Origin of the sequence: Streptomyces sp. NPDC002476 (assembly GCF_042889785.1) — a bacterium.
In the GTDB taxonomy this organism is placed as follows: Bacteria; Actinomycetota; Actinomycetes; order Streptomycetales; family Streptomycetaceae; genus Streptomyces.
In genome coordinates this window covers 195,328-214,313 of record NZ_JBIARH010000007.1, presented here as the reverse complement: position 1 = coordinate 214,313, position 18,986 = coordinate 195,328, and the positions used below count along the sequence as shown (strand labels likewise).

At 72.1% G+C, this 18,986-nt stretch carries 14 protein-coding genes; 10 read left to right on the top strand and 4 right to left on the bottom strand.

Annotation, left to right across the window (positions count from 1 at the left end; translation table 11 throughout):
• Positions 1–195: 195 nt before the first annotated feature.
• The 10 genes from ACFYXM_RS11570 (at position 196) to ACFYXM_RS11525 (ending at position 15,518) form a co-directional block, all read left to right on the top strand.
• Positions 196–1,197, top strand: coding sequence for a hypothetical protein (locus tag ACFYXM_RS11570; protein ID WP_389288796.1), 1,002 nt, complete (start codon positions 196–198; stop codon positions 1,195–1,197).
• Positions 1,194–2,093 (top strand): hypothetical protein, encoded by a 900-nt coding sequence (locus ACFYXM_RS11565; protein WP_389288795.1) that lies wholly within the window; start codon positions 1,194–1,196, stop codon positions 2,091–2,093. The genes ACFYXM_RS11570 and ACFYXM_RS11565 overlap by 4 nt, the downstream gene beginning before the upstream one ends.
• Entirely contained in the window at positions 2,093–2,986 is an 894-nt protein-coding gene (locus ACFYXM_RS11560; protein WP_389288794.1) for a hypothetical protein, read from the top strand. The genes ACFYXM_RS11565 and ACFYXM_RS11560 overlap by 1 nt, the downstream gene beginning before the upstream one ends.
• Positions 2,983–3,786: an AP endonuclease gene (locus ACFYXM_RS11555; protein ID WP_389288793.1), complete on the top strand. Its 804-nt coding sequence runs from the start codon at positions 2,983–2,985 to the stop codon at positions 3,784–3,786. The genes ACFYXM_RS11560 and ACFYXM_RS11555 overlap by 4 nt, the downstream gene beginning before the upstream one ends.
• Before the next feature lie 37 nt (positions 3,787–3,823).
• Entirely contained in the window at positions 3,824–4,864 is a 1,041-nt protein-coding gene (locus ACFYXM_RS11550) for a phosphotransferase enzyme family protein (RefSeq protein WP_389288792.1), read from the top strand.
• Between the two features lie 44 nt (positions 4,865–4,908).
• Entirely contained in the window at positions 4,909–7,623 is a 2,715-nt protein-coding gene (locus ACFYXM_RS11545) for a Gfo/Idh/MocA family oxidoreductase (protein WP_389288791.1), read from the top strand.
• 55 nt (positions 7,624–7,678) lie between these two features.
• Positions 7,679–8,884 carry a hypothetical protein gene (locus tag ACFYXM_RS11540; RefSeq protein ID WP_389288790.1) on the top strand — a complete coding sequence of 402 codons (1,206 nt, stop codon included), beginning with the start codon at positions 7,679–7,681 and terminating at the stop codon, positions 8,882–8,884.
• A gap of 294 nt (positions 8,885–9,178) precedes the next feature.
• A complete protein-coding gene (locus tag ACFYXM_RS11535; protein ID WP_389288789.1) occupies positions 9,179–10,570 on the top strand; it encodes a hypothetical protein in 1,392 nt (463 codons plus the stop codon).
• A 74-nt stretch (positions 10,571–10,644) separates the two neighbouring features.
• Positions 10,645–14,913, top strand: a complete 4,269-nt coding sequence (locus ACFYXM_RS11530; RefSeq protein ID WP_389288788.1) for an SNF2-related protein — start codon at positions 10,645–10,647, stop codon at positions 14,911–14,913.
• Positions 14,910–15,518: a hypothetical protein gene (locus ACFYXM_RS11525; protein ID WP_389288787.1), complete on the top strand. Its 609-nt coding sequence runs from the start codon at positions 14,910–14,912 to the stop codon at positions 15,516–15,518. Before ACFYXM_RS11530 ends, ACFYXM_RS11525 begins: the two co-directional genes overlap by 4 nt.
• Positions 15,519–16,238: 720 nt before the next feature.
• Here ACFYXM_RS11525 and ACFYXM_RS11520 read toward each other — a convergent pair.
• The 4 genes from ACFYXM_RS11520 to ACFYXM_RS11505 form a co-directional block, all read right to left on the bottom strand.
• Positions 16,239–17,717: a hypothetical protein gene (locus ACFYXM_RS11520; protein WP_389288786.1), complete on the bottom strand. Its 1,479-nt coding sequence runs from the start codon at positions 17,715–17,717 to the stop codon at positions 16,239–16,241.
• Positions 17,718–17,875: 158 nt separating this feature from the next.
• Positions 17,876–18,103, bottom strand: coding sequence for a hypothetical protein (locus ACFYXM_RS11515; protein ID WP_389288785.1), 228 nt, complete (start codon positions 18,101–18,103; stop codon positions 17,876–17,878).
• Between the two features lie 174 nt (positions 18,104–18,277).
• The gene (locus ACFYXM_RS11510; RefSeq protein WP_389288784.1) at positions 18,278–18,475 is read right to left on the bottom strand and encodes a hypothetical protein; all 198 of its coding nucleotides are present in this window, start codon (positions 18,473–18,475) and stop codon (positions 18,278–18,280) included.
• 22 nt (positions 18,476–18,497) lie between these two features.
• A complete protein-coding gene (locus tag ACFYXM_RS11505; protein ID WP_389288783.1) occupies positions 18,498–18,935 on the bottom strand; it encodes a hypothetical protein in 438 nt (145 codons plus the stop codon).
• Positions 18,936–18,986: the final 51 nt, after the last annotated feature.

The following is an 18,986-nucleotide window of genomic DNA, read 5'->3' as shown; positions in this document are numbered from 1 at the left end:
AATCGGCTCGGTGGCACGGCCGCGCGGACGGTCCGCGACGGTGTTCCGGCGGGGAGGGCAGGGCTGATGGCTGCTGACGTTGTGCACGGTGATCGCGTGGCAGGGGCCACTGGGCGGGATGGCCACGGTGCTCTTCACCTGGACGGCATCTCGTTACACGTCCTGACGCCGAACGCCGAGGTACTCCAGGCCGTCATGGGCATGCTCGTCCCGGCCTGCTCGGTGGCCGAGCCGGCTGCGGCGGTGCAGTGGACGCTGAGGGTGGAAGAGCACCACAGGGGAGCGGGAGCCGGTGCTGGCGGCGATCTGTTCCAGGGCCGGCTGCTCCTCGAACTTCCCTACGGAGGACGCCGCCTGGCGGTAGTGGGCATGGACGGCGGTGTGATGCGTCTGATGGCGGTCTACCGCCGGGGCGCGCTGCCGGTGGTGATGGAGGTCGACGCGCGGCAGCGGGTGACGCGGTTGCTGGTGACGCCGGGCGACGCGGTCGGGCTGCGGTGGGCGGACTACCTGGCGAGGGTGTTCTTCGCGTCCCGTTTGCTGGGATCGGGGTGGCGGATGCTGCATGCCTCGGCGGTCGCCGTCGACGGCAGGGCGCTGGTGTTCCTGGCGGGCAGGCACGGCGGCAAGTCGACGCTCGCTCACCGGGCGGTGCGAAACCTGGGAGCAGGGTTCCTCGCGGACGACCTGGTGCTGATCGGCCCGGACGGGACGGTGGTCGGGTGGCCGACCCGCGTCGCGGTCCCCGCGCAACTCGCCGGTGATTCCGACGGGCGGCGCGAGCGCCGGGTCGTGGCCGGTGTGGTGCGTGAACGGGTGCTGTTCACTCCGGCGCAGCACCGCGCGACGCTCGGCGTCGAGTACTCGCCGCCTGTTCCCCTGGGCGCCGTGGTGATCGTGGAAGGCACCGGAGCGGCTGAGGCGGGCGTCCGGGCGCAGGCCGCGGACGCACAGACGCTAGATCGGGCAGTGGCCGGGGCGGCGGACGTACCGCAGCAACTGCTGTACGTGAGTGATCCGCTGGGGCTGATGGGCGGGCCGCGGCTGGCGGACCAGGCCGCCGGGGCAGCGCCACCCGTGGGGCTGTTGGCGGCGGTACCCGCCGCGGTCCTGCGCGTGGCCGTGGAACAGCTGCCGCAGGCGCCCGTCTGGCAGGCCCTGGAGGGTGTCGTCCCCTGGCTGGGGCGACGCCGATGAACACGATCGGCCGTGGCGTCTACGAGATCGTGAGCGCGGGCCGGAGCCTGGTGGTGGGCGCCGATGTGACGCTGGAGCGGCGGTGGGAGTCGATCGCGCCGCATCTGCCCGGCGTGCTGCCGGCCGGCCTGCGGTCCGGCGCCGGTCCGGTGACGGCTCGACTGCCGGCCGGAGCGGCGGATGGGGACGCGCGCCGGGTGCTGAACGCCCATCTCCATCTGCTGCACCTCTCCCACAGCACGCTGTGCGTGCATGCCGTCGCCCTCCAGCATCCGGGCGACGGCCGGGTCGCGGTGCTGCTCGGCGGGCACGGCGCGGGCAAGACGCTTGCCGCTCTTGCCCTGGCGCGCCGGGACTGGCGGGTGCTGGCCGGTGACGTGGCGCTGGTGGAGTGTTCCTCGCCCGGCGGGCAGCCCCGGGTGCTGGGCGGCACGGCCGCGTTCCTCGCCCGGCGCGGACCGACGCGCCGCTGGTTTCCCGACCTCGAACTAGCGGAAGGCGGCCCCGACCGGGTGGACTTGAGCCTGCTGCCGGGTCTGTGGGAGCCGCTGCCGCTCGACCTGGGCGCTGGAGGGGTCGCGGTCGCGGCAGTGGTGGACGTGGACGGGGACCCGGCTGCCGGGGCGGGGATGGTCGAGGTGCTCGACACGCACACGGCGGCGACTGTCTGGTGGCGGGCCAGCGGTCACCTGCTGGAGCGGCTGCTCGACAACCGCGCCGTCGTGCTGCGTCAGTTGGAAAACGCCGCGGCCGCCTCGCACCGCCTGGAGCGGGTGCGGAACCTGGCCGGCGTGATCCGGCTGCACGCGGTGTGGGGCGCTCCGGAGATGATCGCCGACCGGATCGAGGACCTGGCCCGCACCGGCACACCTGCACAGACCACGGAGGTCAACTGATGCCGGGAGGGAAGTCCGCGCCGCGCCGGTACGCCGGAGCCCGGGTGCGGATCGGCAATGGACGAGCACGTCTCCTGCCCGCAGCTGTGCCCGGACCAGGCCTGGTGGCGGGCCAGTTCAGCGTGATCAGCCCCGGCACCGAGCGCCGGCACCTTGCCGGTCCGGACCGCGAGGCCGGCTACATGACCCTCGGCCGGACCGACGACACCGCGGGCTGGATGCTGGCCCCGGTGCCTCACGGAGCCGCCTTCGACCCGGCCTGCCCCGGGGCGGTGACGGCCCCGCCGGGGATGGAGCCGCGCCTGGTGGCGCTGGCCCGGTTCCAGCAGATGGCGAGCCTGGGCCTTGACCGAGCGCCCGCCGCCGACCTGGATGACACGGTGGTCGTCGGCTCCGGACCGGTCGCGGTGGGCTGTGTGCTCGAGCTGTGCCGCCGCGGCGCCACCCGGATCACGGTGGTGACCTCACGCCGGCACGCCCCGATCGGCCGCGCCCCCGGGGTACGGTGCGTGCCGCCGGACGCTGCAGGGCGCGGGCAGCTGGTCATCGACGCGGCCGGCACTCCGGCATGCGCGGCGGAACTGACCGCGCCCGGAGGCACCCTCGGACTGCTCGGCACCCCCAGGCCCGGCGACGTCCTCCCGGCGCTTCAGGTGCACCGGGGCGGCTGGACGGTGGTGGGCATGCACGAGCTGGCCCCAGCGGCAGACGGCGCGTACCAGGACGCCTTCACCACGGTGGCTCTCTGGCTCGCCGGGAACCTCGATCCCGCCCTCGCCGATGCGTGGTGCCGCACGGTGCCCGGCGCGCTCGCGCCGGGGCTCTTCGCACTGCTCGATGCGCCCGGCCGACCGGCCGAACCGGTCCTGCTGCTGGACTGGAGGACGCCGTGACCGCGCCCGGCGGGGTGGGGCTCTACAGCATCGGCGTGCGAGGCATGGACGTGCCTCAGCTGCTGGAGTGGGCCGCCGAGCAGGGAGTTCCCTTCGTGCATCTGCGGGGCGGGCCGCGCGGCTTCGACCTGGCCCGGCAGACCTCTGACGTGCTCGCATACTGGCGGCGGGCGGCGCAGCAGTGGGTGCCGGTCACCGGGGTGACGGCTGACCTGGACCTGACTGACCTGTTCGCCCCCGCGGCCCCCGAGCGGGCGAGGGCCCGGGTCGAGCTGGAGCGCCTGGCGGCCGCGGCCGACGCGCTCGGCGCCGGATGGGTGCGGCTACTGGGCCGCACTGTGCCGGAGGGTCCGCTGCTGGAGGCGATGCTCGGCTCCCGGCTGCCGCAGGCCCGGCTGCCGCTGCTGGTCGAACTCCACCACCCCGGCTGGCTCGCCCCCGAAACGCTGGACGCCCTGGAGAAGATGCTGGGGCGGTGGCCGCAGCTGCGGCTGCTCGCCGACACCACCCAGCTCGCCGCCGCCCGGCCGACGGCGAGTGGCGATGCAGACACGGCGCTGGAACGGGTCCTCCACTTCACCCGGGTGCTGCACCTGTCCGACGACGGCACCGGCCTGGACGCCGCGGGCCGGAACCTGGTCGCCGGACGGGCCCGCAGTCGGATCGCCGACGGCCAGCACATGGAGGTCGCCCTGGAGTGGACCGGCCAACCCCGCACGCCCCAGGCGTGCTTGAGCCGCTACCGGGATGCCTGCCGCGAGTGGCCGCAGCGCGTCGGGCCACCCCCACGCAGGCCATAGGGTGTTCACCCGATCACGACAAGTCACAGGAGGGGTCGTGTTGGACCCGCAAACGCAGCCCGAACTCACCGCGGTGCTGGCCAGCGCCTACGGCCTGCCCGGCATCGAGCTGGAGCGGCTCCCGGTCGGCCAGGTCACCGTCAACTACCGCGCCCGCATCGGCGACCAGGTGCTCTTCGTCAAGCACTACCAGGGCAGCGAGAGGGACCTGGCCGCCGAGCAGGCCGCGGTCGACCAGACGCAGCTCGCCGGCCTGCACCAGGTGCCGGTCGCGACGCCCAGGCCCTCGACCGACGGCGACACCGTCGTGCGGCGAGGCGGGATCGCCGTCTCGGTGTGGGAGTGGGTTCCCGGCGTGGTCGTCGAGGACGGTCTGAGCCCCGCCCAGCAGCGCGCCGCCGGACATGCCCTGGGCCGCATCCACACCGCGTTCGCCGACCACCCGGCCGGATCCGGCCCGTCGGCCCGGCTGGAGAAGTGGATGACCCCGGACCTCGACAAGCTCGACGCCACCACCGGCAAGCTGCTGGGCATCGCGGGCGAGCGGGCCCAGCGTGACGAGTTCGACGAGCAGGCGCTGCAGACCCTGACCGAGCGGCGCGCGGTGCTGCCCCGGATCCCCGAGCTCCTGGCCGGCCTTCCGCCTCTGACCACCCAGGTCCTGCACGGCGACTACTCCGCCGTCAACCTGCTGTTCAAGGGCGACGAGCTCACCGCCGTGCTGGACTTCCTGCCCCCCGACCCGTTCCTGGTCGCCTACGAGCTGGGCCGGATCGCGTTCGACCCGCGCACGGTCGTCCTGGACCAGGACTGGATCACCGCTGGGGTGAACCTGGTCGGCGCCTACCTTCAGACCAACCCGACCCTGCCGGCAGGCGACGTGACCGCCTGCGCCCGGGTGGCGCTGCTCCAGCTGCTGACCAGCCTCTACGGCGTCAAGCAGCACTACCTCAAGCCCGGCCTGATCCAGGAGGACCTCGACCAGTTCTGGCTCCTGCGGCACGCCGCCGCCAAGCGCCTGCTGGATCACCTCGGCGACGTCGAGAGCGCCCTGACACAGGCGGCGCACCACCGTTGACCGCGTCCGCCCCGCCGGGCGGACGACGAAGAGAGGGAATGGGGATGACCACGACGGCCATATCCGGGGACCAGTGGACGGTCCTGCGCGGACCGATCAGCGGCGAAGCGGTCACCACCGCCGCGAGGGCGCTGGCCGCGCGCCACCAGCTGGACTGCGAGCACCAGGAGCCCGGCACGCTCCGGCTCACCGCCCCGGAAAGCTCGCGCACCCTGGTCACCGTGCGCTTCAGGAGTGTGCCGCCGCAGGCGCCACGCACCCTGGGCTTCCAGGTGCCGCCGCCGGCCGCCGTGGACATCCTGATCGACCCGCACCCCGACGGGATCCAGATCGCCGCCGAGCTCCACGACGCGATCGCCGCCCGCGTGCTGCCCTACACCCGCAGCGAACTGGACGGCATCCGGGCCGCCATGCCGCTGCTGGAGCACTACAGCCGTCCCCACCCGGCCTTCGAGGACTGGGCGCTGCTCTTCCGCGATCACTACCTGGAGCACAGCACCGGCTTCGTCCTCGCGATGGAGCGCGCCGGAATCCCCGCCGAGTGGATCTTCACCCTGGACAAGGGCGACCGTACCTGGAACCGGGACCGAGTCCACGCCACCTTCCTGGCACGCGGGTATCGCAGCGACGTCCTGGACAACACCGCCATCAACGACCCCGAAGCCCACCAGGACCAGCTCGCACGGGTCGGCGCCGACATCGACACCTTCCTCGACACCGCGCACGCGGCCGGCCGGCGGGTCCTGGTCGTCGACGACGGGGGACTGCTGGCCCGCGGCTACGGCGCACTCGGCGCGCCCCGCACTGTGGACGCCGCGCTGGAGCTGACCGTCAGCGGCATCAAACGCATCGCCACCGCCGGACAACTCGCGATCCCCGTGCTGAACCTGGCCCGCTCCCAGGTCAAGTCCCGCCTGGGCTACCGCGAGATCGCCGACTCCTGCCTGCGCAGGCTGCGCGCACTGCTCCCCGACCGCAAGATCATCGGCCGTCAGATCCTGCTCCTGGGCCACGGCACCCTCGGCTCCCGCCTCGCCGCCCAGTTACGCAATCTGGGCTGCCGCGTCGACATCGTCGACACCGACCTGATCGCCCTCATCGACGCCGCCGAGAACGGCTTCACCACCTACCGCACCGCCGGCCAGGCCCTGGCCGCCTCCCACCCGTTCCTCATCATCGGCACCACCGGCGAACTCGCCCTGACCGACACCGACCTGGCCGCCCTGCCCGACGGCGTGCTCCTCGCCCCGTTCGCCACCCGCGACTTCTCCGCCCTGACCGAAGGCACCCACCGCCAGGACGCCACTGAAATCCCCGGCGTGGGCCTGCGCTTCGGCCTCCCCGGCAGCCGGACGGTCACCGTGCTGGGCAACGGCCGCTCCATGAACCTCTTCGAGGCCGACTCCATCCCCAGCCAGGGATACGACGCCTACCGCGCCGGCACCCTCATCGCCGCCACCGCCCTGTGCGCCGACCCCAGCCGCGTACCGGCCGGGCTCCACACCGCCCCGGCCGACGCCGCCATCACCGACGCCGGACTGTGGGACGCCTACTACGACCTGTACGCGGCCCCGGGCGCCACCGGGCAGCCGGCCGCGAAACCCGCCGGCCCGACGGACGGGGGCGCTCAGGCTGTCCTGCGGCGGGCAGCGATCGTGGGATACGGCGTCGCCGGACGCCTGCACACCGAAATCCTCACCGCCCTCGGTGCCAACCCGGCCGTCATCGACCCCAAGCACCAAGACCTGCCCGCCTCGCTGCGCAGCTTCCCCCACCAGGTCAGCGACCTGCCCGAGGCGGTGGCCGCGGACATCGACCTGTGGTCGATCTGCTGTCCCACCGCCGAGCACCTGCCCGTTCTGCGCGCGGTGCTCGCCCACAACCCGGCCGCCCGCGTCCTGATGGAAAAGCCGGCCTGCCGCGGGCACGAGATCGACGCCTTCACGCGCCTGCTGGCCGACCACCCCGCCGCCCGGATCGTCGTCAACGACCAGTACCGGCACTCCACCACCCTGCCCGCGTTCACCGAGCTCATCCACGCGCTCGAACCCGGCGCCCCCCTCGACAAGGTCTCGGTGGTCTTCACCAAGGACCGGCGCCCCGACAGCGCCTCCGGCCGCTTCATCGACCGCGACTACGGCGTGCTGGGATACGAATGGCTCCACATGCTCGCCGTCACCCGTGGCATCCTGCCCGCACCGGCATGGGAGCACTACCTGGCCTCAGACCCGGCCACCACCACAACCGAGCCGGTCTACGACCCGCGCCTGTTCGTCGCCGCCCTGACCGAGCGCACCGACCTGCCCCGCCCGGGGCTCCGGAGCGGCCTGCGGCTGGAACTGACGTCCTCGATCCTCGGCCCAGGCCAGGCCGAGGACATCGCCCCCGCCCCCCGCCCGCCCTGGCGCCAGGGCCTGCGCGCGGCCGACGACCGCTACCGCCACATCACCGTCCACGCAGGCCGCACCCGCTTCACCCTCCACCTCGAACCCGTCACCGCCCCCGGCGGCTGGCAGCTCGAACGCAACCACCACCGGATCACCGCGGTGCGCGACGGAGCCGTCCTGCACGACGAAGTCCTCGCCGACTCCCCGCTCCAGACCTCGGTACGCCACGCAGCCACACTCCTGTTCGCCGACACGCCCCCACCCGCACCCGACCTCGCACCGCTGCGCCGCATCGCACGGCTTGCCGAGATCCTGCGCGAGAGGGCACCGCACGACTTCGGGGCCTCGAGCGAGTCCCGGCCCAGCGCATAGCCGCCCCTGCCCCGCCCCCGGCCGCCTGCCGGGCCGACCGGAAGGCCCCGCCGTGATGCACACCCTCTCCCTGACCGCCGGCCAGCAGACCGTCACCATCCGCTCCAACACACCCGGCGTCACCGACTGGGCGACCACATACTTCGGACGCTACTGGAAGGCCTCGCCGACCCAGGACACCACCGCCGGCCACGGCCCGGTGGTCACCGCCATCGACCGTGACGACCAGGCCCCCGCCGCCATGGCCCACACCCACCACGCCGTCTTCGCCCGAGAACCCATCGGCTACACGCGCCACCCCGACAACACCGTCACCGCGCACACCCTGACCGACCCCGTCATCGCCTTCCGGTACACCCCCGACGCGCAGCACCTACAGATCAGCAGCCGACAACCCCTCCAGCCGACCGCCCGCCCGGGCCGACCGACACGGCTGGCGACCGCCACCACGCGCTTCACCCGCGAGATGATGCGAGCCCGACTCATCGACGACGGATGGGTCCTGCTCCACGCCTCCGCCGCAGTGCTCCCCGGCGGACGCACCCTGCTCACCCTGGGCGACTCCGGCGCCGGCAAGACAACGACCGCGCTCACCCTGGCCTCCACCGGCGCCGAACTACTCGCCAACGACTGCTGCTTCGCCCGCCCCAACACCTCCGGCAGCCTCGACCTCCTGCCGTGGCCCGCAGCAGCCGCAGTAGGCCTCGGACTACTCCACGCGCTCCACCTCGCCGACTCCGCACGCGCCCACCTCAAGACCGGTGAACCACCTCACCCCACCCAAGACCAACGAGTCACCGACGCTCTCACCACCGGCCGCACCGGCACCCTGACATCCGCCTCCGGCCGGGAACTGAAGGCACACATCTGGCCCGAGCAACTCACCCGCTGGTTCGAGCTGCCCCTCGCCACCACCGGCATCGCAGCCGGTGTTCTCCTCCCACACATCGTCTCCTCCACCAGCGCCCCGGCCTGCGTGAACGACCACCGCAGCACAGAAGTCACCACCAGCGTCTTCGTCACCTCGGACGAGGAGCGCTACCCCGACTTCTTCGGCTTCACCAACGGAAGCAACGCCGGAATGCCCACGGCTCGTCTCGAAGTTCTTCAGCACCTGAACCGCCTGCCACGGCAAGCCGTCGACCTGAGCCACGATCAGACAGCCAACACACGACTGCTCACCGCGCTCACTGCATCACTACAGAGCGGTCAACACCATCACCCGCTGGCCATCGGCACAGCCGCAAGCACATTCCCGTGACGATCGAGCCCGACCGCGGGCTGCTGGCCGGGCCCTGACCGACGCCGGACAGACCGCCGTCCCATTTCGTCGTTCCCTGTGCACGCCGGGTGGGCGCGGTGCTACATTGCGTCCAGATCCGATCCGGGTGGCTGGCCGTACCAGCCACACCAGTCGTGGCCTTCACCAAGTCGATGTTCCTGTGGCGCACGGGTGTTGCTGTGCGTCGTCGTCATCGTGTCCACGGCGCCCGGTCGGTGCGTGCCCATTGCGGCGCTGTCTGTTCCGGTCGCCTCGTCCCTTCTGGAGCCGGACGTGTCTGATCGTTCCACCGCCGCCGATACGCGTGAGCTGGCGGTTCTGCGTGACTTCTACTGCGAGCACACCCCCAGCAAGAGCCGGGTGATGGCCCTGGTCGCCCACCCGGACGGGCCACCCTCGCTGAAGGCCGTGCTGACCTGCCGCGACGTGGACCACGCCCAGCAGGCCGCCGAAATCCTCAAGGGCGTACTGGCCTGCGGTTCTCCCGTCGCTCCCGAGATCGCGAGCCAGGCTGATGCTCTTGCGCTGGAGTTGCCCGACGCCGTGCTCGCTTCCTTCCGCGAGGCCATCGACGCCGCGCGGACCGGCGGATGGCTGGTCGAGGAGGACCAGCTGTCGTGGCGGCCCGACGAGGAGGCCAGGGCCGCGCTGGACGCCTGGCGCACCCGCGTCGAAGACAACACCCTGGAGCGCCTGGAAGCGCCGGTGATCCGGCAGGTCCGGTTCACCGAGTACCTGCTGACCGACCCGGTGGCCTTCTACAACTCCGCCACCAGCATGGGATGGCAGCCCGCGGGCCCGTTCGCGGCAGACAGCCTCGGCGACCCGCTGCACCTGATGCAGGCCGCGTTCCACCTGACCGCGCCCGACCCCGATCTGCCGGGCGCCCAGGTCATCAGCAGGGGCAGCACGATGAAGGTCCTCGACTCCGACCGGGGTGATGAGCTCGCCGACTGGAGCCCGGACGGGTTCACCGCCGACTTCGGTCCGGGCTGGCGCCTCGAAGACGACCCCAACGGACCTGGAATGGGCGAGAAGGAATGGGAACGGATCAACCCGCTGCCCGACTTCGCCTCCCTGTTCCCCCTGCAACGCGCCACGGACGAATGGCAGGTCACCCCCCGCACGGCGTACGTCCTGCACATGGCACTGTCCGTGATCGGCGACGAGGGCCACGAGGCCGCGCACTCCTTCGGCGACGAAGTACTGCGGCCAGAGCACGAGCACCACGCCACCATCTACACCGAACTGCCCGAATCCACCTGGGCGCAGGGGTACTCCTGGCGGCGCGACTTCGCGCGTGCCGCCCACGACCTGGCCCAGGAGGTCGCCGCCGGCCGCCGGCCGAGCCCGCGCTGCGTCGGCGAGCGCGTCGCCCTCGACTGCGCCCTCGACTGCGCCCTCGACGAGGCCCGCGACCAGGCCAAGGCGCTCGCGGGCATGGCAGCCAGCTACGACCGGCTCCCGAGGCACCGTGACGACGCATGGGACCGGGTAGAGGACGCCCTCCTGGACGACGGCGACCCCAGCGACGACGGCCTGCCGCCACTGTGGAACACCCCGCCCGCGCAGTGGTTCACCCCCTTCCCCGGAACCGAGCCGCGCGACGCGGACCGCGGCTACCCACAGCATTGGGCACGGACCGGAGCCACGTACGAGGCGTAGCCCGCAGGCTGGACGTGCGTACCGGCCGGCCAGGCCGATCAGGACATTGAACGAAGACAAGGGAGCAGTTCCTCTTGGCTGTACAGCACCATCTGTCCGACAGTGGGGCAGACCTTGATCAAGAGGTGGACGGGGCGGACGGGCCACCGTGGCACGAGCGGGTCGCCCCGGTGGTGGTGGCCGGCGGGTTCTCGCCCGACCTCGCAGAGGAGGCCGTACGTCTGGCGCGGACGGAAGCACTGGGGATGCGGGATCTGCGGATGCTGCTGCTCGTGTCCGGTGACCATCAGGGCTGGCACACGGCACGCCGCGCGGCGTTCGAACTGGTCCGCCGGCAGCCCGAGTTGGCGCAGCAGGTGCTCCAGATGCACGTGCAGATCGAGGCGTGGCCGAAGCTGGAGTATCAGGAGGCGGCGGTGCAGGGGCCGCTGGGCCATCCTGTCCACGAGGCCGCAGTCCGCATCGGCCCGCCCGCCCGCGAGGTGACCGGGCCCGCTGTGCGGGCGTCGGCCCGCAAGGACGCCCGGCGTCAGGCCAGCGTCGCCTTGCTCGCGCAGATGGCCGGAGCGGGCCGACACAGGACAGGGGCTGACACAACCGGGCGGCTGGCTCCCGCCGTCATGGGAATGGAGGCATTCGAGGCCCATCTGGAGGACCGGCTCAACGATCACCACGGCCCTGGCACCGGCCTGGAGGCAGAGATCCTGCGCCGGGCCGAGGACGACCGACTGCGCCGCCGCGACATGCACCGCCTGCTCTTCCGCGCCCGCGGCAGCGGATGGGAACCGGTACGGCGTGTGGTGCTGCACCAGGCCGCGTCACTGTCCGGACTGGCCGCAGCGCTGCTGCACATGGAGGCCGGTGAGCCGTCCGGCACGGCAGAGTTCTCGTTCACGGAAAGCATCGACGAGGGCGGTCGGCACGAGGTGACCGCCCGGTGGGAGTCCGGACCAGGGGCAGCCGAGGCCATCGAGGCGCCGCCGCGGTGCGCGTACCACCGCAAGACGGCGCGCCACTACGCGGCGGTCGCGCTGCTCGCCCTGGTGTGCGGGTTGCCGGAGCCCGACCAGCGGGTCCCGGACAAGGAAGCACCGGATCCGGCCGGAGCAGGCACACGGCCCCGGATCAAGCCTCCGGAAGCGGGCCAGGACCCGGTGGCGAGGCTGAACAAGTACACCCAGCTCGCAGCGATCAGCAAGCCGCAGGCGCAGTTCACCGATGACGGGCAACAAAAGACTAGGTGCACGTACACGTGCCGTCACCTGGCGAGCGGCCGCGGCGTGAGCGCGCGAGGAAGCGGCCCCTCCAAGGACACCGCACGGCAGGAGGCGGCACGGACCCTGCTCACCCGCCTGCACACGCTGGACTCGGGCTGGCATGAGACCACGGGGACACAGGATCCCCAGACCGGGAACGGAGCACCGGCCCTCCCCGCACCAAGACGCCCGGACCCGATGCCGTCGGCTACAGCACCGGACGCTTCGCCGTACCCGGGCACGCAACCGGCGCGGGAGACCGTTTCCGGACTCCTGGCATCCGGCTGCGCACTGGCCTTCGTGCCGCCCACGCCCGGGCGCGCGGCGGGGATGTTCTTCTACCGCCCCGATCACCAGCCGGAGCATTCTGCCGAGCAGGCCGCATGCGGCCCGACGGCCGACTTCACCTTCACCGTCCTGTCCGGCGAGCACCGCACGCACGGAATACCGGCGACCGCGGCCACCACAGCCGGCCGGCTCGTCCCGGTGGGGGACACCCTGGCGCCCTTGCTCAGCGATCCATCAAGCCCCAGCGCCTCGGTGTGGGCGCACGCGGCACGGCTCGCGCTGGAGATGGTCGCGAAACGCCTGGTGTATCCGTCCGTGACGGTGGACGGGCTGGACCAGTGGCGGGCCGGACCGCTGCCGGACACCGCGAGCCAGACCCTCGACACCATGGCGGAGGCCCTGCCCGACCAGGCCCGCACCGTGGCGGACGACGGGCGGCTGCCCCCGGCACGGGAGACGGTCGAGGAGTTCGTGCACGCGGTCGCCGACACGATGCTCCGCTCCCCGGCCGCCGCCATGTTCGGGCCAGGACCGTTCACCCGGACGGCACCCGAACCACTCGGCCCCGCCGACGACGCGGTACGGGAGTGGACGGACACCGTCGAGGACCGCGCCGCAGGCGGCCCGCCGCCGCCCCTCGTCCTGGAGGTCACCGCGCCCGGAACCCGCCCCAGCGGCGAGGCGCTGACCGCCCGTCTGCTGCTCGGCGACGGCGAACAGCACGCCGTGGCCGCACATGTATGGTCCGGCGACGCGGACCTGGCCAGGTGGCCCCTGCACGTCATCCGGCCGCGCGTCATGCGCCACCTGCGGCACCTGGCCCGCAACTACCCCGTGCTCGCGCCGCTGACCGGACCACAGGGCCGGCTCGTGCTGTCCGACAACGTACTGCGGCAGCTGATGGAGCACGAGAGCGCCTGGACCGAGGCCGGGCTCACCGTGCGCTGGCCCGGACAAATGCGCACCGCACTGAAGACCCACGCGGTGATCGGGCCGCACCACAGCCACGCCCCGCGCTTCACCCTCCACGCCCTGCTCGACTTCCGCTGGCAGGCCGCGCTCGGCGACGACGCACTCAGCGACGACGAGATGGACGCACTCGCCGAGGCCGCCCGGCCCCTGGTCCGCGTGCGCGGCCAGTGGACCCTGCTCGACCCCCTCACCCGCGAGCGGCTGCACCACCGCCACCTGGGACAACTGAGCGGCACACAAGCCCTGACCGCCGCACTCACCGGCAGCATCACCGTCAACGGAGACAACGTGGCCTGCCACGCGGCGGGGCCACTCGCCGACATCATCACCGCGCTGCGCCAAGGCGAGAGCGCCCCACCCGTTCCCACGCCGCCCGGACTGCGCGGGCAGCTTCGCAGCTACCAGCAGCGGGCCCTCGCATGGCTCTCACACACCGGCCGGCTCGGCTTCGGAGCCCTCCTCGCCGACGACATGGGCCTGGGCAAGACACTGGCCGCGATCGCCTACATCCTCCACCGCCAGAAGCACCACTCCGACGACCCGGCCGCGCCCGCCGGGCCCACGCTGGTGGTATGCCCCTCGTCCCTCGTCGTGAACTGGACGCGGGAGCTCGCCCGCTTCGCACCCGGCGCGGACACCGTCACCTACCTGGGCAGCAGCCGCAGCCTGGATGGACTCACCCCTGGCACCATCGTGATCACCACGTACGGGGTCCTGCGCCGTGACCACGCCACGCTCGCCGCTCGCACATGGGACCTGGTCGTCGCCGACGAAGCCCAGCACGTGAAGAACCCGGCCTCGCAGACCGCCCGCCAACTGCGCACCGTGCCCTCGGCCATGCGCCTCGCCCTCACCGGCACACCCGTGGAGAACAACCTCAGCGAACTGTGGGCGCTGCTGGACTGGTGCTGCCCCGGGCTCTTCGGAACCCTGACCTCATTCCGCGCCCACTACGCCGCAGCCGCCGAACGCGACCCCACCGGACCCGCCGCCCAGCAACTCGCCCTGCTCACCGCCCCGTTCGTGCTCCGCCGCCGCAAAACCGATCCCGGCATCGCCCCCGGACTACCGCCCAAAATCCACCGCCGACGCATCGTCCGCCTCACCGGCGAACAGACAGCCCTGTACGAGGCGCTGGTCCGCGAAACGATGGACCAGGTCCGCGCCAGCCACGGGATCGCCCGCAGCGGCCTCGTCTTCAAGCTGCTGACGGCCCTGAAACAGATCGCCAACCACCCCGCCCACTACCTGCGCGAACCCACCCCCACCCCCCACCAGGTACACCAGTTCGCGAACCGGTCCGCCAAGCTCCAGGCCCTCGACGACATCCTCGCCCAGCTCGCCGAGCGCCAAGAAGCCACGCTCATCTTCACCTCCTACGTAGCCATGGGACGCCTCCTGCACGCCCACCTCACCCACACCGGCCACCACCCGCTCTTCCTCCACGGCGGCCTCACCCCGAGCCGGCGCCAGCAGGTGATCGACACCTTCCAGAACAACCACGACCACCGCGCACTGCTTCTCTCCCTGAAAACCGGCGGCACCGGCCTCAACCTCGTCCGCGCCAGCCACGTCGTCCACTACGACCGCAGCTGGAACGCCGCCGTCGAGGACCAGGCCTCCGACCGCGCACACCGGATCGGCCAGCAGCAGACCGTCACCGTGCACCAGCTCATCGCGCAAGGAACCGTCGAAGACCGAATCGACCAACTCCTGGAACACAAACGCGCCCTGTCCGACGCCGTCCTGACCACCGGAGACGCGGCCCTGTCCCAGCTCACCGACAGCGAACTGGCCGCCCTCGTCCGCCTGGAGACCCATCCATGACCTCCGCCCCGCACCACGACGGACCATCAGACCCGCACGACAACACCACGCCGCTCCTCGACGCCCTCGCCGAGCAGCCCCCCGACCCCATCCCCCTGCTCAGCACCCTGCGCCTCCTGTCCCACGACGCTGCCGCCCGCGCCGCCCGACTCCTCGCCGGCCAAGGAACTCCCCGCCTGGAAACCGGCCCCGACATCGCGCGCTTCCTCACCATGCACGGCACCACCCACCTTGACACCGCAGCCCGTCACCTCGGCCTCACCCCACCCGAAGTACGGCACCTCATCGCCGCCTACGAACACGGCGGAGAGCACGGGGCCATCGTCTACCTCACCCCCTGCCCCGCCTCACACGAAGCCCTCCAACAGGCGCGAGACGCCCTCCAGCGCCTCCGCCCGTCCCCCCACACCGCCCTCGACCAGCAGGACAACCGCCTCACCGACGTACCCGCGCGGGTCCAGATCCGCTTCGGCCCCGACCACCGCTGGTACCCGTACCGCAACAGCTTCAGCGCCTGGCAACCCGCCCCGGGGCCCGACCCGGACCCCGCCACCGCATACAAATCCGCCCGCGCCGCCCTGCGCAGCCGCACCCTTCGCCCCTGAACGTCGGCCGCACGTCGTACGGACAGACCGACGCCCCCACTCACCGGGTCGGGGACGCAAGCCAGTAGTTGGGCAACTCTGGCGCCGCGGTGGCCCGGACAGTTCAACACCTCGCAGATGGGTTTCCCACACCTGACGGCATGCGATGGCGGCTGCGACAGCGTCGGCCGGCAGGTCTCGGCTGGGGCGGAACCACAGGCGCGCGAAGTACATCACCAGGTCGGCGGCCGCACCGGCCATGCCTTGGCGCTCTCCCAACTCGCCGGTCCAAGAAGCGATGCCGTCCGGAACGGTGAGCTTCGACTGACGGCCGGATGCCGGCGGTTCGGTGCGTCCGCGGCTGAGCGTGCGTGACACGCCCTGGAGCGCTTGCAGGGGACTCTTGAGTTCGACCAGTGACATGGCCTGCACGGAACAGCGACAAGGCGGTCAGGGCCCCGCCGCGGCGAATCTCGTGTGAATCGAGTGGTCCAGGGCCAGGGGGCGGCGCCTCCTCCTAGGCAGGACAGAGGGACGCCGTCGCTTGGCATGCGCCCCGCCCCCGGACTGGCTTGCTGCACCAGTGGCCAGCCGGTGGCCCTACTAGCCTCTTTGAGCCCCCGCCGACGTCGGCGGGGGCTCCATCTGCATCCGCGCACCGCTGAGGCCGACGCCAAGGCTACCGCGACGACGCTACGGTCATCGTCATGGGTACGTACCGGCCCCGCCGGGCCCGGGAGGTCACCGAGGCTGATCGGGCTCCGTGGCATTGAGGAATTCCTCCAGAGCCTTGACGTCCACAAGGTCGATCCAGGCCATGTGATCGGGCAGGGGGCCGGTGTCGGCGGTCAGCATGTCGGCCGCCTCCCCGCCGGTGGCGAGGACTGCGCGCATCGCCCCCTCGTGACGTCGGGCCAATGGGAGTTCTCCGGGCCCGGCCTGGGAGAGTCCGGCCAGGTAGGTGCGGGCGGGCGGGGTGAGGACGACGGCGTGGGAGCGCAGGAAGTCCTCGAACGGGACATCGGCCGGGTCGGCGGTGTTCGCCGGGTCGCCGAGCTCGGGGTGGGGGAGGGAGCAGTCGTCGAGGAGGATTGTGACGAGGCTGCATTCCTTGCTCTCGTCCTGGTGCGGCACGATCCGCCACCCAGTCGCGTCCTCCGGTCGGCTCGTCTCGGTGCGGTACTCGTCGCTGACCGCCCGCAGCAGCTCCCGCAGTCCCAGAACCAGGATGGCGGGGTCGCTCATGGACAGCGTGCCGGGCTGGCGCGGCACCAGCAGGCGGTGGCGCAGCCGTTGGCGCACCGTCGATGCCTGCGCGGCGTAGGCGGCGAGGGTCTGCTCCGCGCCGAACCGCGCCGCCGCCTCGCTCGCCTCGGTACTTCCGGCATCGCTGTGGAACGCGCCGCCGGCGGAACGCCATCCCACCGTCCAGCGCCAGCACCCGGGTGACGCGGCCGTCTCGGGAGAGCCCCACATCGGCTCGCCCCACGAGGCGAAGAGGTGCGGCTCGACGGATTCAGCGGCTACCCGGGCCTCCAGAGGCTGGGGCGCTCCGGGCACCGGCACCAGCGCGGTGAGCCCTTCGCCCTCACTCTGCCAGTCCAGGCGGGCGGGCGGGAGCGCGGAGACACGCAGCAGAGCGTCGCCGAGGCCGGCCAGGCGGACCAAGATGGCCTTGCGGACGGCACCGGTCTGCTCGTCAGTCCACTCGCGCGGGTCCACGTGGTCGAACAGCTGGAGCAGCGCCGCCTCCCGGGCGCGGCGATCGCGTGGCAGTGCCGCAGCATCGGGCAGCGGTGAGTCGTCCTCCGTCCAGAGCCGGGCGAGGACGGGCTTGTCGTGGGCCAGGGCGATGTCGCCGCGGGTGAGGGCCAGGCCCTCGCCGGCCTCGCGTAGTTCGGCCCCCGAGAGGTCCGCGACCAGCACGGCCAGGTCGTCGACGAGGGTAGCGGCCTGCCACGGCGTCGGCGGCAGTGTGATCGGCAGAGCCGGCCACCTCTCGGCCGTCTGCTGAAGGTCATGGACATACAGGCGGACATCAAGGGGCACCTGGTCCAGCGCGGCGAACGTTCCGGCGACCAGGCGCTCCGCGAGGCCCTCGCCGGGCGTGGGGCAGCCGCGGAACGCGGACACGGCGGCAACCAGCTCCCGTTCCGTCGAAGGAACCGTGAAGGCGGTGGCGGCCAATTCAGTTCGGGACGTGGAAGCGTGCTGGGACATTGCCGCGGGGGCTCCTGTCGGTCAGAGGCTGCTGGATCCGGCACTGCGGGGTGCACCGACCGTACGCACCGCGGCATCGAGCATAGGAGGCGGCGGAGCAGCAGACGGCCACTTCGCCCAACCACCACCCGCACCCGCACCACGACGGGTGCCGACGACTACCCCCAACGGCCGCGGGGAGCCTGCGGCACGGGATGATCCGCGCGCCGCCGCAACGCCTCCCGGTCCAGCCGGGCCGCCTCCTGGCCGACCTCGTCGCGCAGTTCCGCCCAGCCCGCGGGCGGCGCGGGCTCAAGCACCCGCTCCCCGTCCCAGACCGGCCCCGGCCTGTGCAGCGCATCCAGTTGGGCCTCCAGGTCCCGCTCGAGATCGCTGGTGGCCCGCACGAGAAGGCGCTCTGGTAGTCGGGCAGCAGACGCCTGATGATCTGGCGGGCCTTGCTGTCGGCAGAGGTGTCGATCCCCACGGTCATGGGCTCGGCTCGCCATCCGCAGTACTCGGATGGGTAGCCGCCGCGCACCGTGAGCCGCCTACCGGCCGCGCCCTTGCGGTAGCTGCCCTCATGCGTGAGCGACAAGCTCATCCCGCTGGGGTGCGTGCAGGAGGACGCTCACGAAGTTCACGAAAGCGACCTGGTGATGCCAACCTCCGCCCTCGACCTGCCGGTCGTTGAACTCGGCAGCGAGCGTCCGGCCGATCCGATGGGCCAACTCCTGCCGCTCCCGGCGTTCGGCTTCAAACCGTTCGGCGCGGGCCATCGCGGGGGGCGTCCCCTGATGTTCACTCACAGCGGTCACGGGGAGCCCCCTCCATGTCGGCAAGGCCCAGAGTGGCTGAGTCGTAGATCGCCCCGTGGAAGGGCTTCTGCGCGAGGCGGTCGTATCGGCCCGGGTCGAACGAGGCGAACCGCAGGTTCAGCCCGTGGGACGTCAGAAGCCGGGCGAACTCCAGGTCGGTGCTCTCCGGGTAGACCCGCTTGTCAGGCACCAGGTCGGCCGCCTGCCAGTGGAAATGCCTCGCATAGCGCACCACGATGCGGGTGACGTGGTTGTACACCAGGACGTGCAAGTACGCACCGCGCACGTATACATGCCAAGTGTCCCGGTCGCAGGTGTAGCCAAGCAGAAGTGTGCGCTCCGGGCCGGGGATGTCCTGGGTGTCCACCGCGCGCAGCTGCTCGGCTTCTCCACGCAGACGGTCGAGATCGGCAAGGTTCATGACAGCTCCAATGGCGTTGGGGGAAGCGCCACTGAACCGCCCGGGGCCCGG

What these genes read in the sequence shown, in the direction of transcription:
- ACFYXM_RS11570 (WP_389288796.1), top strand. Translation starts at nt 196, where the DNA reads ATGGGCATGCTCGTCCCGGCCTGCTCGGTGGCCGAGCCGGCTGCGGCG.
- ACFYXM_RS11565 (WP_389288795.1), top strand. Translation starts at nt 1,194, where the DNA reads ATGAACACGATCGGCCGTGGCGTCTACGAGATCGTGAGCGCGGGCCGG.
- ACFYXM_RS11560 (WP_389288794.1), top strand. Translation starts at nt 2,093, where the DNA reads ATGCCGGGAGGGAAGTCCGCGCCGCGCCGGTACGCCGGAGCCCGGGTG.
- ACFYXM_RS11545 (WP_389288791.1), top strand. Translation starts at nt 4,909, where the DNA reads ATGACCACGACGGCCATATCCGGGGACCAGTGGACGGTCCTGCGCGGA.
- ACFYXM_RS11540 (WP_389288790.1), top strand. Translation starts at nt 7,679, where the DNA reads ATGCACACCCTCTCCCTGACCGCCGGCCAGCAGACCGTCACCATCCGC.
- ACFYXM_RS11525 (WP_389288787.1), top strand. Translation starts at nt 14,910, where the DNA reads ATGACCTCCGCCCCGCACCACGACGGACCATCAGACCCGCACGACAAC.
- ACFYXM_RS11520 (WP_389288786.1), bottom strand. Translation starts at nt 17,717, where the DNA reads ATGTCCCAGCACGCTTCCACGTCCCGAACTGAATTGGCCGCCACCGCC.
- ACFYXM_RS11510 (WP_389288784.1), bottom strand. Translation starts at nt 18,475, where the DNA reads ATGGCCCGCGCCGAACGGTTTGAAGCCGAACGCCGGGAGCGGCAGGAG.
- ACFYXM_RS11505 (WP_389288783.1), bottom strand. Translation starts at nt 18,935, where the DNA reads ATGAACCTTGCCGATCTCGACCGTCTGCGTGGAGAAGCCGAGCAGCTG.